The sequence below is a fragment of the Paucisalibacillus globulus DSM 18846 genome, assembly GCF_000482485.1.
Classification (GTDB): Bacteria; Bacillota; Bacilli; order Bacillales; family Amphibacillaceae; genus Ornithinibacillus; species Ornithinibacillus globulus.
In genome coordinates this window covers 63,544-79,374 of record NZ_AXVK01000031.1, presented here as the reverse complement: position 1 = coordinate 79,374, position 15,831 = coordinate 63,544, and the positions used below count along the sequence as shown (strand labels likewise).

Genomic DNA, 15,831 nt, shown 5'->3' with positions numbered 1-15,831 from the left:
CTTGAGATATCATATTTCCGAATCGCTTCATCTTGAGAATATTCTCCAGATAGATACTCCTCTACAGCTCTGACTTTTAATTCCTTGGAATATCTTTTCCATGTTTTTGATTCCTCTAACCCACTTAGTCCTTCCTTTTCAAATTTTTCTTTCCATTTATAAAAAGTGTTTTTTGAAATTTGATATTTGAAACATAATTGCCTAAGTGAATAACCTTCATTTTGATAGGCCATTATTACTTCATACTTAAAGTCGCTTGGATATGATCTATTAGACAAAAAAACTCCCCCTAAGGTAAAACAGATTTTTATTTTTTAATCTGTCTACCTTAAGGGGAGCATATCAAGAAGGGCGCCTTTTTCTTATGGGAAAATTTCAATAATATACTTGGAATTTTATGTTAGTATTGAGATAGAAGTTATTATGCTAACGGGGCAGGATAATTGAATAAGGTTTGGAAATAATACACCCTAAAAAGGGTGCGAGATAATGAAAAAAGTAATCATTGTTATATTGCTTTTACTAAGTTGTATTGGAATTGTTGAGAAAGTATCTGCTCATTCAATAAAGACAGATAGAGATACAGTAGAAGTCTTTAAGCACCAAGAATTGTCAATCAAACAAGCTATTGATTTGGCATATCCTACTGCTTTGAAATGGAATGAAAACGCTCAATTATTACAAGCCATAAATATAGATTTAGACAAGCCTGGAAAGTCAATTGGGAGTAATGGTAAAAGAAAATAATGGAATATTTCATTTGGGGTGCCAGATACTAATTAGTATTTTTTAGTCACCATCCATAATGGGAAAATTGATAAAATAAATGATTAGACCAGTAAAGGTGATTCTTCTTATTCTAAAAAAGAGTTTATACATATTAAAGATATTAAGTATGATTCACCAGATTAGCTAAAAAAGGCATTGAAAATAGGTAATATTTATCAAGGTAAAGATTGGGCTAAAGGTTATAATTTTATGCTTGTAAAAGACACAGAGTCAAATCTTCCCTTAATGTTAGTAATAGGTTGGGATAGCGACCAGACAAAAATGAAGGCAACTGGCTTTAATGTAACAACAGGAGAATATATCCCATCGCAGAATTAATTCTGTTTTGCTTTTCACCTTTGTTCAACAAACGGGTGCTTTAACTAAAGAAGAGTTTAGACAGAAAGGGGAATTATATTACACATGTGGATCACTTTGAAATGATAGTTAATTGGATAGTGAGACGAAGGCGATTCTTATTGTTAAGGGTACGTATATTTGTCTATCTTTAATCAATCAAGGGATTCATGGTGTGGACAATTAAATTCTCATTACCCAAGCAGATACCTTTTTATATCTGCTTTTAATTATGGGCAGTATTGCCACAATCATATCATAGCAATTTTTTTTGGGGATTTTAATGACAAGTAAGTATGAAAAAGAAGAAACGCTAACGGGAGGAAATGTCTCAAACGTATATTGTTTGGGAGATACTGTACGAAGAGAATTAAAGCCTGTTAGTGTACAAGTTCATAAATTATTGCAGCATTTAGAAAGTAAAGGGTTTGATTATGCACCGAAATTTTTAGGTGTTGATGAAAAAAATAGAGAGATATTATCATTTATTGAAGGGGAAGCTGGTAATTATCCTTTAAAAAAATATATGTTGTCTAATGATGTATTGAAAGAAATAGCGAAAATGCTTCGTCTCTATCATGATACTGTTAGTGATTTTCCGTTATCTGATGAATGGAAACCGATGGATAATACTCCAGATAACATGGAGGTTTTATGTCACAATGATTTTGCCATATACAACATCATTTTTAAACACGAAAAACCTGTAGGTATTATTGATTTTGATGTTGCTGCTCCTGGTCCGAGAATTTGGGATATAGCCTATACTTTATACACTTGTGTTCCTTTAAGTAGAATTCAATACACTGAAACAGGTGAGGCGGTTTATTATGATTCATCAACAGATGCAGAACGTATCAAACAAAGAGTAAAAATGTTTTTTGAATCTTACGCTATAGAGGGGATGGAAGAAGATTATTTAGAGATGGTATTGCTACGATTAAATGGATTATGTAAATACATGATTAAAAGACTAAGTGAGGGTGACCTAGCTTTTCAAAAGATGGTGGATGAGGGGCATCTTGAACATTATCAGAAAGAACTTCAATTCATTCGTGAACATGGAAAAGAGTGGATTTACTAAAAAATTAACAAAATGAGAAGCAATAATTTTAAGCAGGTTTGGCGCTATTTTTGTTAACGTCTAGGCGGCAACATTCCTGTAATAAATAAAGTTGAATAAAGGCAAGTTTGTGACAAGATGTACTTAAACTATCGGGTGCTTTTGTGGAACAGGAAAATAGGATGGTGCGTTAATGAGTGAAAATCAAGAAACTCCTGAAGAAAGAAGAGAACGAATGAGACAAAAGGAATTAAAAAATCCTACAAGTAGTATTCACGGGAGCAATCTGTCTGATTTAGTTGGAGGAATGGGATGGAAAGGGTTTGGAATCCTTATTCTTTTACTAATTTTAGGATTTATAATATATGCCGCTTTCTTTCGTTAACGGGTGCATTAGTTCAATTAGATGATCCGTTATTGCAGTAATGGAGCAGGTTACTAGAATAAGAATAGATAAGGGGGAGGATTTTGACAAAGAAAAATGTTGTTGAATACCTATTTAACGGGGAAAAGTATCGGGTCGAGAGGTTTGTTTTTCTTATTATATTTTGGCTAGTAGTTATGTATCTATCTATCGCTTTTCGATTTTCCCTACCCGTTATACTTGTACCAGTTTTAATGCTCGCATTGATAATATCTGTTATCAAAATAATGTGGTATAACAAGAAAAGGAATATCAAAACAAGTGTAATCGATTGGATAGAAGTGGTATTGTGTCTTATCGTTTTAATGGTGGTTTTGTTTCTAATTTTTTAAAGAAAATTACATTGTTGGCTATACCATTGAAGGTGACCACACAAAGTATCTGGGATGGTATTATTGGAGATATGAAGAAATGGAGCAGATTTAACTAGATAAATTGGAGATGAAAAGAAAATGATTGATTTGTTCAATTAACGGGTGCAACACTTCAATAAGGGAAGATGCACACGTTATTTAACTATTGGGCAGTAAAGTTTAAAAAAGGATTCATATATGATGATAACTTTTGGGAGACGGTATTAAGTGTTTCCAAGAGCAATTTCATTAGGAATAATTACTAAAAGGAATTGGCATTGCAAGTTAATCTGAAATTTAGCTCAGCACACCTCATAATGGAACCCGTTAATACTACCTTCTACCTTTATTATACCATATATTTTTCTTTTTTTTCAGTCTATTCTTTCATAATTATCTCCCGTACACTAGACAATAGGTATGTAAAATAAAGGGGGATAACTATGCAAGTTAATCAGGAAAATGTCTTAGAATTGAATCATGATAAGAGACAGGAAGTTATTAATTGCTTGGTCCAATTAGTAAGAAACTCTTATGTTTTCCCAGATATAGCAAACATGATTAGCGAAAAAATATTATTGAAATTAAGTAACAAAGAGTATGATTCTCTACATAATCCTTATGAATTTAGTCAAGTAATTACTTCTGACTTACAAGAAATTAGTAACGATAAACACCTTGGTTTAAGATTCCACCCCAACCCCATCAGTCAAAAAAAAGAAGATAAGAATATAGCTTCAGAACATAGAAAAAGACTATTAAGTTTAGCGAACAATGGATTTGAAAGAGTAGAGCGGCTACCTGGGAATATTGGCTATCATAAAACATTAAAATTTCTTGGACCGGATCTTGCAGGGGAACTTGCTATAGCCTCATTAAATTATTTAGCAAATACAAATGCAATTATCTTTGATTTAAGGGATAATACTGGAGGCGATGCTGGTATGGTCGCCTTGATTTGTAGTTATTTATTCGAAGGAAGAGTCCATTTAAACAATTTTCACTGGAGAAAGAATAATCAAGTTGAGCAAATATGGACCAATTCTCATATTCATGGACCATCCTTAAAAGATAAAGATGTTTACATACTAACAAGTCATCGTACTTTTTCGGGAGCGGAGGACTTCACCTACACATTACAAAACCTTAATCGTGCGACAGTAATAGGAGAAAGGACGAAAGGTGGTGCACATCCAGGAGGGTTCCAGCCTATAAATGATTACTTTTCCGTTAATATACCTATTGGCAGAGCCGTTAATCCAATCACGAATGATAATTGGGAAGGGAAAGGCGTTACTCCTCATTTAGAGGTAGCAGAAGAACATGCTTTTCTTATTGCCCAATATCTTTGTTTAACTAATCTGTTAGAAACAAGTGCTGATAGAGATATTATGGAAAAGACATGGATGAATTTAAAAGAAAAATTAGAAGTAGAGTTCATTCAAAAAGGTATCCATATAGAAGCATTTGCTAGTAGGGAAGGGAGTGTGAATGAATAAATCTACTAAATGGTTTATAGTCTCAATATCTTTAGCATTTATAGGTTTAATGATGTGCTTAATGTGGAAGATTGGGCAAGGTTATCAGGAGAAATGAATAGAGATATACTGCTGTTTGGAACCTTATCAACATTGTTTTAGTATTGGCTTCACTTTTTATTTTGTTCAAAGCTAATATTGACCGTGTAAAAACAAAAATAGTTTTATCATTATTTACTTCCTTATTTCCATTAATCGTATTCGTGATGAATGGCTTAATTTTTACTGTTTATTTTATAGGAAAGTAGTCCTTGTTAAAAAATGTACTTAAAGTAAACGGGTGCAAGAGTTCAATAGAGCAATGCTGATTTATCAGCACTGCTCTTCTTTATTTTAGAAATACTTTCTATAAAACTCTTGTCGAAGTCTTCCACTTAATTGGGCATAAATCCTTGTTTTTTCACTTTTTTCGTGACCTAACAGGATTTGAATAACTTCTAGTGGAGCTCCATTATTCAACAGGTGCGTTGCATAACTATGCCTTAACTGGTGAGGATGAATGGTCTTATTAATTCCTGCACGTTTGGAAATCCGTTTAATGATATATCTCATTTGAGCGATACTCATCCTATGAGGGGAACGTTCGGTAACGAATATAGCTGGATCATTGTCATCTCTACTATCTAAATATTTCTTTAACCAAATATCGCAACGTATATTAAAGTACACTTCCCGTTCCTTATCTCCCTTTCCACGAACAATAGCAGATTGATTTCCCCAATTAATACTATTTCAATCCAATGAAACAACTTCCCCTATTCGACATCCAGTAGAAAACATAAATTCAAATAAGGCTTTCTCTACTGGAATAAAGCAAGCATCCCGTAAATACTCAATTTCTCTTTCAGTAAGAAACTTTGGAATCCCTTTACCTACCTTTGGTTCCTTAATTTTACTAGCGGGATTTAACTCAATAATGCCTTCTTCGTGCGACCATCGAAATAGAGAACGAATAAATCTGATACGATGAGACAAACTTGATGGTTTTAGATTATTACTAGATTCAGCTAAATAATTCTTTAGTTGTAGGGTTGTTATATTATTCATATTGATATCCCCAAAATAATCAATTAGTAGTTTTGTTTGAAGCCTATAAGCATTTAATGTTTGTGCGGAAAATCCCTCAATCTTCTTATCTGCCTCATAGCCCTTTGCAGCATCCGATAATAACATATTTACTCACTCCTGAAATATTGTTATCAATATCATTTCCAGGTAGTCGAATAAAATAATTATTTAAATAATTGGATGAATTGAATGGATGTTAATGTTAAAATTAAGCTACGTTATTGAACTAATGGGCAGTTTTCTTGAAGATGATTTGGTCAATAGATTATGGCCATATAGAAAATTTTTAATCATATTGAAAGTAGAGATTTAAAAGTTAAAGCTGAGTTTTCTGAAAAGTGCCATAAGTCAAAGAGAGGAGAGTAATTATGATAGACAAAAATGAGAAAGAGATTTTATTGTTGAATAGCGAGAAAAATTTCAAAGAACTGCTTGAAATAATCGAATCAGTACCGAAAAGAAAAAGGGGAATTTCTATTGAAACTCCAGAGAGAGATAAAAATTTTCGAGATGTTTTAATGCATCTTTACGAATGGCACGCAATGCTTGAGAGATGGTATAGAGAAGGTATGGATGGAGATATTCCTTTTATGCCAGCACCTGGTTATAAGTGGAGTAGTATTAAACTCCTTAATATGCGAATTTGGGAAAATTATCAAGATGTATCATTAAATCAAGCTATAAAAAAATTGAAGTTAAGCCACGAAAGAGTATCGGACTTAATTAAATTACATACGAATGAAGAAATCGTGACAAAAAAATATTATAAGTGGACGAAAACAAGTAATTTATTCAGTTATTTTACAGCGAACACATATAATCACTACATATGGGCTATAAAAAAATGTGAAGTTATCGCAAAGGCTATAAAAGAAGTAGAAAATGAAAAGTTTGTGAAAAAGTCTACTTAAACAAACGGGTGGCAAGAGTTAAACAAGGTGATCATAGAATTTGGTTATGTAAAAATGAGTAAATTGCTTGGGAAATTATAGTATTATTATTCGGGTATAGAGATATTGAGCTAACGGGGCAGAAGAGTTGAATAATGAGGTGTTATGCGTTACATTAAGAAAGAACAAACGTTCTACTCTTAGGTGAAGGAGTGTTGTTGAATGAATAATAGTAATACTAAGTTGGTGTTTTATGGTGCTGTAAGTTTAGACGGCTATCTAGCGAGAGATGACCATTCATTAGATTGGTTATTAGGTACAGAAGGTGAAGAAGAAATTGGTGCTACGGAGTTCTTTTCTACTATTGATATTGTTTTAATGGGCAGAAAAACTTATGAGCAAATCATGCTTAATCTATCTGATGATGACTTTCCATATAATAAGGGTAAGGAGTGTTATGTGTTTTCTCGTTCATTAACTGGTTCTGATAATAATGTCAAAATCGTTAATGACGATATTGTCGATTTTACAAAGTCATTAAAAAAGGAAAAAGGGAAACGGATATGGATTGTCGGTGGTGGAGAGGTTCTTTACCCTCTTCTTCAAGAAAGGCTTGTTGATGAATTTTATATACAGTTCGCCCCAATCATCTTGGGGAGTGGGATTCCATTATTCTTACCGAGTGATATTGAGAATGAGTTGAAACTGTTAGATGTAAAGCATTGCAAGCAACTTGCTGAATTACACTATGAGTTAAAGTAAGGGACTTAGAGGAAAACAATTAAATCAGCTAATAGAAGATCGTTCCTTATTGCACTAACGGGTGCTTTAGTTGAAGAAGAACAACACATTTAATACAGAAAGCTTGGGTTATCCCAAGCTTTCTTTGTGTGCTAATTGTGTTTTAATTCACTTGCTATTCATACTACGAGAATTTATGTTATCGGAACTACTTAACATTTTAGGAGGTTCTCTTTTTGGTAACCATAATACGTTTATTTTTAAACCAGCTAAAGATTACATAAATAATAAGCAGCAACAACCCTATCTCAATTGCATGGTCGGCTAAGTTAAGAACTCCACCAGAGCGAATAATAAAATCTGTTACCTGTCCATATAAAAGTCTATCCACGCCATTTCCAATTGCTCCCCCAACTAGGAATCCAAAACTACTATCGATAAGAGCCCCTTTCATATCTTCGTTTCTGCGAAGATATGAAACTAGAATCACGAACAACACTGCAACAACTCCGAAGAGCCGAGCATAGCCAGGGAATAAGCCTCCTGCCATCCCGTTATTCTCGATATGTGTGAATTCTATTCCTAAAAAGATGAATTTTTCATTTATGTCAATGTAGAAACGAATGAGATATTTAGAAACTTGATCCAATATAAAAACTAGAATTGTTAGCACGTAAAATAGCATGATAGTCCTACTTTCTTGCACAAAATATAGAGTAGCTTAATCATCAGTATAATTGGAAACTATGTTTTATGCTGTTTGGAGGATTTAAGGTGGAAAAGAGATCCGTCATTAGACACCAAAGATTAATAAAACACGTCAACCTCTACAGATAGTCATAAAAAATTTCTAGATAACTTAATTAGAAAATATTTATCATTAGTTTTATAATGGATACTATATTAATTTTCAAGAGGCGATAAAATGAAAAATATAGGATTAGTACTTGAAGGCGGAGGAAGTAGAGGAGTTTATACTGCAGGAGTTCTTCATCAGTTGATGGAACAAAAGATATATTTACCCTATGTCATCGGAGTATCTGCGGGTGCGTGTAATGGATCTTCTTATATATCTAGGCAAATGGATCGGAATAGGGCGGTTAACATTGATTATATTGATCATCCTGATTATCTATCATTTCGAAATTTGATTAGGAAAAGACAGCTATTTGGTATGGACTTTCTATTTGATAGTTTACCAAATGAACTAGAGCCTTTTGATTTTGAATCATTTTATGGGGCAAACGAAGAATTTGTTGTTGGGGTAACGGATTGTATGACTGGGGAACCAGTATTTTACAAAAGGGAAGATTATAAAAAAGATATATTAACTATAATTCGAGCATCTAGCTCCTTACCTTTAGTTGCACCTGCTGTCCATTTTGATGAGCGGATATTAATGGATGGGGGAATATCTGATCCAATTCCTGTGAAACAATCGGAAAAAGACGGAAATGAGAAGAATGTTGTTATCTTAACGAGAAACAGAGGATATTCTAAAAAACCTCAATCATTTGGCTGGTACTTCCGAAAAAAGTATCGTGATTATCCAGGATTACTAACAGCATTGGAAAAACGGCACAAGGTTTATAACGATACATTAGATTATATTTTCGAGGAAGAAAAGAAAGGGAATGTATTTGTAATTAATCCATCCACACCACTGGAGGTAGGACGTGTGGAGAGGAATAAGGACAAGTTGACTGCGTTGTACAATCAAGGAATAGAGGATGCAAAAGAAGTTCTGGAACAATTAAAGCAATTTTTAGCTTAGAAGAAAGTGAATATACTATCCCATCATTTTATAATTGCTCATGAATGGATACACTGAGATAAAAAGGTAAAGATTGGGGCGACGTTAACAATGGATATATTTAATTTAGCTGAAAACATAACGGAGTATAAAAATGAGAATAACGAGGTTGACCTAGATGTAATTGTAGAGGAATTCAAATTAGGCCACTTTCTAAATGTGTTATCAAAAACGAAGGTGTTTCAAGAAAAATATGAAACTAGGGATGGATTAGCGAGGATGTTATCCCTACTTGATGCAACCTGTTATTCGCAAGTAGGTGAAGGAAAGAAAGCTGCGGACATTTTAAGGAATATATACGAGAATTCAAATGAGACGTCTATTGATGATTTAATTTTATATGGGAATTTAGCATTTATGTGTGATTACAAGCTTACACGTAGAATAATGTCTGATGCTGTGAAGTTAATCGAAAATGATGAAGAATTTGATTTGATGAAAGCTGCTAGTGCTTATCTTGTGCTGGGGGAAGCGGAGGAAAATTTAGAGAAATTTATTCGCGCAATAAAATATTATAAGCAAGGATTAACTTATATCCAAAATGAAAAAGAACCTGACAATCAAATGGTCCTCTTTATCCATTTCAAATTAGGTGCTCTTCATTCCATGACGAATAGAATAGATGAAGCAATTGCCTATTTGCAAAAGACACTCGAGCTTGCGAGTGAAACAGATATGGAGATAAAAATGAATAGTCTTGTCAGTATTGCGAAAATGTATGGAAGTAAAAAAGATTATGATAAAGCTATTACTTATTTGAAAGAGGCAATCCCGATGCTTGAGAATTCTACTTTAGTAAATAAATTCGTACATGCAGAGGCATATACAGAGATGGCCTATAATCATTTCGACCAATCCCAACTAGATGAGGCGGTACCATATTATGAGAAGGCAATCGCGATTCATGTAAAGAATATAAATCATTCCCCGAGAGAACTCGGAATGATTTATATGCAATATGCATACTGCCTGGAGCATAAAGAAAAATCAGACAAACTACTTGCCGGAAGAAATTATGAAAAGGCAATTGAACAACTAGAAAAAACAAATGATCGGGATTTACTAGAAAATGCCCTCGCAGACGTTATTGCATTTTTCGAAAGCACCCAAAACCAGAAGAAAAAACGATACTATGAAAATAAATTTGTGAAAATGACAAACGAAAAAGCCCATGTCCACTAAAAGACCATGGGGACAAATCTTTTCGGTGGGACGAGTAACCGCAGTCCCAGGTTCATTGGCTCTATACATGTGAAGGGGGAAACAACAAGCTGTGCCTTGTTGTTTCCCCTTCACATTGAATAATGATGAGTAACAATTAATATACGGAAGGGAACAAGAGTGTGATTTCATTCATTCTAACTTTAAAAAGATTAGTATCAGCTATTTTTCGATTAGGGAAGGAACCGTTATTTAGGACACTGCTCGGAACATTAGCTATTATAGTACTTTCAGGTACGTTGTTTTATCGACAAACAGAAGGGTGGGCACTACTTGATTCGTTTTACTTTGCATTTGTCAGTTTAATTCCAACCAGTGTTCATACGGGATTAATTCCGGAAGCCAGTTTAAGTAAGTGGTTTACTATGATTTATTTAGTAGTTGGAGTAGGAGTAATGATGATGATTTTAATTCGAATGGGTCTAGCAATAGTTAAATTTGAGCGGTCGGAAGAGAAGAAAAGTGAGTCAAAGCAGTATAATAAGTAGCTATCATACCCTTAAATAGAAGAAAGCGCCCTTTTCAAAAAAAGCGCTTTTTCATCCTATCTTAATGCACCAAATGGTAGAAATGCATGGACTCCCTTTGACGTATTTACTATTTGTGTAATTCGTAAATCAACAACCAATGAAGCATAGGCGTAAGCTTCGGTTCGTGAAATGTTATATAAGTATGATATTAGTTGTAACATGTCATTTAGAGCTATCCACATTGCCTCTTCAAGGTTCTTATGAAATGCCATAGTAATCCAGCCATCCTTTGTTTTAGCAATCGGTCTTTCGATTGGAAAATTATCTAAAACGGTGAATGTTAGACTAACTTTTTCCATAGGGCATTCTAATGCGGGACCACTAACTTCTCCGTCCCCCTGCAATGCATGCCCGTCACCAGTAGAGAACAGCCCACCTTCTACCTCAATTGGTAGAAATAATGTGCTTCCGGCTTGTAGTTCTTTACAGTCAATATTTCCCCCTGTGACCCTAGGGGAAATGGTTGTATGTTCTCCGGGTAAAGAGGGAGGCATACCCATGATTCCCATGAAAGGTTGTAAGGTTACAGTGAAATCAAAATCTCCAAACTGACTTTTTCCAGTCATTCCATGACTATCCAACTCAAAATCTAGCATCACTTCTTTTTCATCAACCATTCCAAGCTTCTGATTCCAGTAGCTTGGAAATCCACCTGCTGAAGTCCATCCCCAATTACCAGGTACAACTTCATTAATCGTAATCTCCAAAGTTTGACCGGGCTTTGCATTCCTAATAAAGACCGGACCAATTAATGAATGACCAAACTGCTTTGGTCTCCTATGGGGTTGAAGATCAGTGAATCTTTTTCTTGGTTGTCCCAACACCTTACGTTTCTCAACACCCCATGCACTGTCTAATGTTTGAAAATGAACGGTATCTCCTGAATCTATTTCTAATGCAGGTTCCAAATCTTTACTGAAAAAGCCGTGCAATGACTTTGAATCCGGATTTAATCGATGGACTTTTGCCATAAATAATCACTCCGTCCAAACTTTTAGATTATAGTTTCCCAATAAACTCCAATTCTGACACCTCTTTAGAGTCTACGGTACCATTCAAAATCTCTTTTACATCATTTAATGCATCTTGAAGGCTTACAGCTTCGCCTGATTTTCTAGTAAAGGCTTCGGTAATGTAAAAAGGCTGTGTTAAATATGCTTCAAGTCTCTCGCCTATTTGATACGTCTGTAACTCGGAAGTTGGTATTCGTTCCATTCCGCTAACATTTACTAAGGAACGGAGCTCTCTGTAGCGGCGAAGAATCTTTAGCGCTCTTTGTTGAATGGTGAAATGTTCTTGATCTAAATGAGCACCTTCGAGAACTGATGATGTAGAACTTAGAGGATTAACTGCTGGAAAGCGATGTCGTGCTGCGAGATCGGCGTCGAATTGCCATAAGGTTTCAAGTGGCCCATAAGGTAAATCTTCATCAACAACTTCGCCTGTCAAATCAACAAGGAAAGTGGTAACAGTATGAATTCCTATCTCATGTAGTTTTTCTTGCAGTTCTTGGATGTCTCCTGTTATAACATGGGTTCTGTCGGCAACGAAAATAATATCTTGCTCTCCACCAATTGTTTCCATTCGCTCATAGGTGTCTTCCAATGTGTTTGTAATGATTTCTACATTTTCAACTAGATCACTTAATCCTGGGTGTTCTCCTTCAGGCATTAACAAGATTGTTTTATACTCTTCCTTCTTAAACCGGTAAAGTAATTCTGCTAAAACAACGAGTTGCCCCATACCAGGTCGTGCAACCAATCCGACAGTGCCTCCTTTTGCTAAAGGTGCAAATAAGTCCAACGTCTTGATTTTAGTTTCAATCATTTTCATTTTCTCCCCTCTAATAATCAGATCATCTAAACTGCAATCGGCTAATGATGCAAGTGCAACTAAAGTACGGACTTCCGCTCTACCAACAGGTATTTTTCCAGTGCATAAATTAGAGACAGTTGCTGGCCGCAAGCCAACTTGGCGAGCTGCACTTGTTAAATTTGGTACTTTTCTCCGTAATAATCCTACGTTCAACCTTAAGTCATCCGTTTTTTCCATGAATTTCACCTCCTTTACCTTATATAGTAATCCAAATTACTTCCTAAAGCAATATTAAATTACGCTTAGGTTTATTTTAATTACTCTCAAAAGTAATTAACATGATTATTGGAGAATATTAAGAGTCCTACTCCCGTTTTTGAAATATTATGGTAGTATGGGAATGAAAGTAAAAAAGAAACGGTAGCAATGGGAAAAAAGGGGATGAAAAAATGGATTTGCTTTTTTGGATAATGATTGGTTTTATCATCATCGGAATTGTTGTTTTACTTTTTATTAGAAAGAATATGAAAATCGAGCTGGAGTTTATAAAAAGTAATGGTGATAGTGAGGATAGTTCAATAAAGTCTCAAGTTAAACGTTCTACTAAATCCATCATTTGGTGGATAGTTGGAACCACAGTTTGGGGAATCGTGAGCATTTTTCTTGTTGTGTCGTGGTTTTCAGTTAAGTAGTTAGGAAAGTATAAAAAACTTTCCGCCGACATAAGAAAGACTAACACATTCGCAAAAGGACGAGCGAATGCGAGTTTTTCTAATAACTAGATCTAGAAAAAACAAAATTTTCGTCCTGATCTAATTGAAACCTTTATTAAATACAAACGTATTTCTAATCAGCAACAAAGATACATTTAGAAAATGGATAAAAGGGGAAGATATTGTGAAGGTTTCACCAGTTTTAGGAAAGGAACGTATCCTTACGATTGACATCATCAGAGGGTTTGCGTTGTTTGGGATATTTTTAGTTAATATGCCCTCGTTTCATAGTGCTGAATTTATGAAATCAATGTATGGATTTGAACCAGTGTATACGGGGCTAGATTATTGGTTGGATATATTTTTTACATTGTTTATTGACATGAAATTTTTTACTATCTTTTCATTTCTATTTGGACTGGGATTTTATATTTTTATTAGCCGTGCTGAAATGAAAGGGTTACGTGCAACAAGTCTATTCGTGAGGAGAATGTTAGCTTTATTATTTTTCGGAATGGTTCATCTCATTGCCCTATGGTTTGGGGATATTTTACATACATACGCACTTGCTGGATTGTTTTTATTACTATTTTACAAAAGAAAAATTACTACGATGTTAATTTGGGCAGGTAGTTTACTACTCGTCTATAATGCATTTAACAGTCTTACATTGTTAATGCCAAATTGGCTATTGGAGGAAATTGAAGTATCGACGGCGGCAATGGAAAGTGGTATTTCTGAGTATGTTGGAGTTTATCAAAATGCAGGCTATCTTGAATGGCTATTATATCGTCTTGGAACAGAATTACCGATGATCCTACTCAATATTATTCCAGCCATGTTTCCGGTTTTAGCCATGTTTCTAATTGGCTTAGCAGCAGGAAAAGCGGGTATTTTTCAGGATGTAATGAAACATCTTCAGTTTCTTAAAAAAGTACGTCTAATTACGTTACTGATCAGTATTCCTCTAGTTATATTATTAGCATTATTTACATTGGGTATTATGGATTGGGGAATTAAGCAATCCTATGTCATCCTAGTATTAACAAGTATAAGTAGTATTCCTTTATGTTTATTTTATATAGCTGGATTGACATTACTCCTTAGAAATGAAAAATGGCAAAAGCGATTACGTATGTTAGGTTTTGCAGGTCAAATGGCCCTCACTAACTATCTATTTCAAACAATCATATCCATTGGTATCTTTGTAGGATTTGGGTTCTATGGGAATATCAGTCTAGTCATGGGAACGATTATTTGTCTAGTAATCTTTGCGGGTCAAATGGTGATTAGTACATTATGGTTGAAAAAATTTCGTTTCGGTCCGTTTGAATGGTTATGGAGATCCGTTACGTATTTGAAGTTTCAACCGTTGAAGAAAAAATCGATGAATATGGAAAAACAGTTAGAAAATGTTTAAACAAAAACAGCTCACCAATGGAAATGAACACCACCATTGGTGAACTGTTTTTTTATTCATTACCTAAGGTATGTCATAGCATGAGAGCTGGATTCCTACTTACTCGTGTGCCTGGTAAGTTGATAGAAATAAATTCTACTAATGAATCACCATCCGAAATAGTCTGGTAACGTAACAGCAACCACTAGTAGGAAAGTTATAAAAATATAATTCACGGAGTAAAGGAAATTGATGCGAGCCCATTTTATATCATCTTTTACTTTAAAGCCATGTATACTTAATAGTAACCAACCAATATTCAATAAGGTTGAAATGGTGATATAGACTGTTCCAAGTTCGTCCAGAAAGAATGGCAATGGAATGAGACAGATAATATAGATTAAAAAGTGTATTTTTGTAATCTTAATCCCTCGCACAACCGGAAGCATTGCTACTCCTGCTGCTTTATATTCTTCATACTTTCTTATTGCAATTGCATACGTATGAGGCATTTGGAAAATAAATAAAATCAGAAATAGCACAATCGGTACGACATGATTCGCTGGAGCAATTGTTGCCCAACCAATTAAAGGTGAAACCGCTCCTGATACACTTCCAATAACCGTATTAATTGTATACCTACGCTTTGACCAGAATGTGTAGAGAACGACATACGTAAACCATCCAATAAAAGCATAGATTACTGCTTCCAATGTTGTGAACGCAAGTAGTATAAAACCTAAAATGGTACATATTATTCCTATATTCAATACAGTCTTTAACGAAAAATGACCTGTCACTGTAGGGCGATTCTTCGTTCTACCCATTACAGTATCTATATCGACATCATACCAATTATTAATAACCAAAGCCCCAGCCATAACAAATGTACTACCAAGCATGGTAATCAAAAATAGCCCAAAATGGTCCATAAATATTGCATCTGTAACATATATCGCTAACCAGAATCCGGAGAATACTGGAAGAACATTTGCCAAAAGAACCCCCGACTTAATTAACGACTTAAAGTCAGCAATAAAAGTTGTACGATCGCTAGCCTCTAGCTTCATAGCATAACCTCTCCCCACAACAAATCAAAAAAAATCAACACAACTATACTATAACATAAAGCCATGGG

General features: G+C 34.6%; 18 protein-coding genes and 1 pseudogene. 13 read left to right on the top strand and 6 right to left on the bottom strand.

Annotated features, from left to right (window positions below; translation table 11 throughout):
- Positions 1-278: transposase (locus tag K332_RS0110445; RefSeq protein ID WP_026907170.1), on the bottom strand; the 278-nt coding region annotated here is incomplete at its 3' end.
- 211 nt (positions 279-489) lie between these two features.
- On the opposite strand from K332_RS0110445, the gene K332_RS24475 reads away from it, so the two are divergent.
- The 6 genes from K332_RS24475 to K332_RS22340 all read left to right on the top strand — a co-directional run bounded on the left by K332_RS24475 (position 490) and on the right by K332_RS22340 (position 4,464).
- Positions 490-747: a hypothetical protein gene (locus tag K332_RS24475; protein ID WP_245604665.1), complete on the top strand. Its 258-nt coding sequence runs from the start codon at positions 490-492 to the stop codon at positions 745-747.
- A 231-nt stretch (positions 748-978) separates the two neighbouring features.
- Positions 979-1,107: a hypothetical protein gene (locus K332_RS24700; protein WP_281170918.1), complete on the top strand. Its 129-nt coding sequence runs from the start codon at positions 979-981 to the stop codon at positions 1,105-1,107.
- 301 nt (positions 1,108-1,408) lie between these two features.
- On the top strand, positions 1,409-2,209 hold the full coding sequence (locus tag K332_RS0110435) for a phosphotransferase (protein WP_026907412.1): 801 nt from the start codon (positions 1,409-1,411) through the stop codon (positions 2,207-2,209).
- A gap of 172 nt (positions 2,210-2,381) precedes the next feature.
- Positions 2,382-2,573: a DUF6366 family protein gene (locus K332_RS0110430; RefSeq protein ID WP_026907411.1), complete on the top strand. Its 192-nt coding sequence runs from the start codon at positions 2,382-2,384 to the stop codon at positions 2,571-2,573.
- An 83-nt stretch (positions 2,574-2,656) separates the two neighbouring features.
- Positions 2,657-2,944: a hypothetical protein gene (locus K332_RS0110425; protein WP_026907410.1), complete on the top strand. Its 288-nt coding sequence runs from the start codon at positions 2,657-2,659 to the stop codon at positions 2,942-2,944.
- Positions 2,945-3,408: 464 nt separating this feature from the next.
- Complete coding sequence (locus K332_RS22340; protein WP_051359424.1) at positions 3,409-4,464, top strand: S41 family peptidase; 1,056 nt, start codon at positions 3,409-3,411, stop codon at positions 4,462-4,464.
- A 372-nt stretch (positions 4,465-4,836) separates the two neighbouring features.
- Here K332_RS22340 and K332_RS22335 read toward each other — a convergent pair.
- Positions 4,837-5,676 (bottom strand): annotated as a pseudogene (locus tag K332_RS22335) (tyrosine-type recombinase/integrase).
- 263 nt (positions 5,677-5,939) lie between these two features.
- Between K332_RS22335 and K332_RS0110405 the strand changes: the two are divergent.
- On the top strand, positions 5,940-6,482 hold the full coding sequence (locus K332_RS0110405) for a ClbS/DfsB family four-helix bundle protein (protein ID WP_026907409.1): 543 nt from the start codon (positions 5,940-5,942) through the stop codon (positions 6,480-6,482).
- A 201-nt stretch (positions 6,483-6,683) separates the two neighbouring features.
- On the top strand, positions 6,684-7,223 hold the full coding sequence (locus K332_RS0110400) for a dihydrofolate reductase family protein (protein ID WP_036688646.1): 540 nt from the start codon (positions 6,684-6,686) through the stop codon (positions 7,221-7,223).
- 199 nt (positions 7,224-7,422) lie between these two features.
- Here the strand turns inward: K332_RS0110400 and lspA are convergent, their stop codons facing one another.
- The gene (lspA, locus tag K332_RS0110395; protein WP_026907407.1) at positions 7,423-7,887 is read right to left on the bottom strand and encodes a signal peptidase II; all 465 of its coding nucleotides are present in this window, start codon (positions 7,885-7,887) and stop codon (positions 7,423-7,425) included.
- A 240-nt stretch (positions 7,888-8,127) separates the two neighbouring features.
- On the opposite strand from lspA, the gene K332_RS0110390 reads away from it, so the two are divergent.
- From K332_RS0110390 to K332_RS0110380, 3 genes are all read left to right on the top strand, one after another.
- Positions 8,128-8,976: a patatin-like phospholipase family protein gene (locus K332_RS0110390; protein ID WP_026907406.1), complete on the top strand. Its 849-nt coding sequence runs from the start codon at positions 8,128-8,130 to the stop codon at positions 8,974-8,976.
- A gap of 90 nt (positions 8,977-9,066) precedes the next feature.
- Complete coding sequence (locus tag K332_RS0110385; RefSeq protein ID WP_026907405.1) at positions 9,067-10,197, top strand: tetratricopeptide repeat protein; 1,131 nt, start codon at positions 9,067-9,069, stop codon at positions 10,195-10,197.
- Positions 10,198-10,358: 161 nt separating this feature from the next.
- The gene (locus K332_RS0110380) at positions 10,359-10,724 is read left to right on the top strand and encodes an ion channel (RefSeq protein ID WP_026907404.1); all 366 of its coding nucleotides are present in this window, start codon (positions 10,359-10,361) and stop codon (positions 10,722-10,724) included.
- 56 nt (positions 10,725-10,780) lie between these two features.
- Here K332_RS0110380 and K332_RS0110375 read toward each other — a convergent pair whose 3' ends face one another.
- The gene (locus tag K332_RS0110375; protein WP_026907403.1) at positions 10,781-11,737 is read right to left on the bottom strand and encodes an acetamidase/formamidase family protein; all 957 of its coding nucleotides are present in this window, start codon (positions 11,735-11,737) and stop codon (positions 10,781-10,783) included.
- A gap of 28 nt (positions 11,738-11,765) precedes the next feature.
- Entirely contained in the window at positions 11,766-12,818 is a 1,053-nt protein-coding gene (locus tag K332_RS0110370; protein WP_026907402.1) for an ATP synthase beta subunit C-terminal domain-containing protein, read from the bottom strand.
- A 212-nt stretch (positions 12,819-13,030) separates the two neighbouring features.
- Here K332_RS0110370 and K332_RS0110365 point away from each other — a divergent pair, with 212 nt between their 5' ends.
- Positions 13,031-13,273, top strand: coding sequence for a hypothetical protein (locus tag K332_RS0110365; protein ID WP_026907401.1), 243 nt, complete (start codon positions 13,031-13,033; stop codon positions 13,271-13,273).
- A gap of 205 nt (positions 13,274-13,478) precedes the next feature.
- Positions 13,479-14,714, top strand: a complete 1,236-nt coding sequence (locus tag K332_RS0110360; RefSeq protein ID WP_026907400.1) for a DUF418 domain-containing protein — start codon at positions 13,479-13,481, stop codon at positions 14,712-14,714.
- A gap of 146 nt (positions 14,715-14,860) precedes the next feature.
- On the opposite strand, the gene cyoE is transcribed toward K332_RS0110360, so the two are convergent.
- Positions 14,861-15,763 carry a heme o synthase gene (gene cyoE / locus K332_RS0110355; protein WP_026907399.1) on the bottom strand — a complete coding sequence of 301 codons (903 nt, stop codon included), beginning with the start codon at positions 15,761-15,763 and terminating at the stop codon, positions 14,861-14,863.
- Positions 15,764-15,831 lie beyond the last annotated feature (68 nt).